The sequence below is a fragment of the Alkalibaculum sporogenes genome, assembly GCF_009362815.1.
GTDB lineage: Bacteria > Bacillota > Clostridia > Eubacteriales > Alkalibacteraceae > Alkalibaculum_A > Alkalibaculum_A sporogenes.
This window is the reverse complement of record NZ_WHNX01000088.1, coordinates 1-1,009: the sequence shown is the minus strand read 5'-3', so window position 1 is coordinate 1,009 and position 1,009 is coordinate 1. Positions and strand designations below refer to the sequence as shown.

At 31.8% G+C, this 1,009-nt stretch carries 1 pseudogene; it reads right to left on the bottom strand.

Annotated features, from left to right (window positions below):
* Positions 1–1,009: pseudogene (locus GC105_RS16675) on the bottom strand (transposase); the annotation flags it as partial.

Below are 1,009 nucleotides of genomic sequence, written 5' to 3'. Positions count from 1 at the left end.
GATTGTGTTGATACACCTAATAGACCATACCCTCTTGCTCGATGCAGTCCATGAAATCTTTTGAGTTCAGCATTTTTACCTTCAATAGAAGCTCTTTTTTTATATTTCTCCTTGAACTCTTCTGTCTTTTGATATTGGTTAATCTCATAAAATAATGTAGCATTTAAACTTACTATCAATGTTCTTCCAACTGTTTTTTTAGCACATTCATCATGCATAGGACACGCTTTACATTGTTTCTTCTCAAAGAAATATTTGTATCCTTCTCTTACGCCAGATCTAGTTTCTTTTGATTTTGCCTTATAGTATTTTTTGTTCATGGTTGTATTTCCTTGACTACAATGCCACTGATCAGCATCTTTGTTATATGAGAATTGACTTTCGTCAATTTTGTATACAGATGCACTAACAGGTATGTAAGCTTTTGCATTTATGGCTTCAATGTTATCTAGAATTGGTCTTCTAAAGTATGCTTTATCACCATAAAATTCTTCAATCTTTATACCGCTTGTTATTGTTTGTTCTATCATTTCTTTTGCATATGTTCCATCTACATAGGCACCATCAACTGCCCTTACAGATGTAATTATTCTTTCATCTGTCGTCATAATAAATTCTGTTTTATATCCATAAAAATTTTGTGTTTTGCTTTTACGGCCAACTCTCGCATCTTCATCAATTATTGAACGTATTCCCTTCTGATTTATAAATTTTGGATCATCTAATATTTCTTTTGCTTTGTTAATGGCCTCTTCTGTTTTAACCGTACTATCTATTGTATTATTTTCAACTTTATTAATAACAGTTTCAAATACTCTTTCATTACAGCTTTTGCTTCTTTATGATCTTCAATCTCTTTATATTCAGGTACTTCAGGCAATTCATCAATGGTTTGACCAGTCTCTTCTTCATAAGCACTAATTATCTTTCTAGCCAGATGTTTCATTAATCGTTCTGGTGTTTTCTTAATGGTATTCGCTTCTATATGAGTAGCATCAATACTTACGCT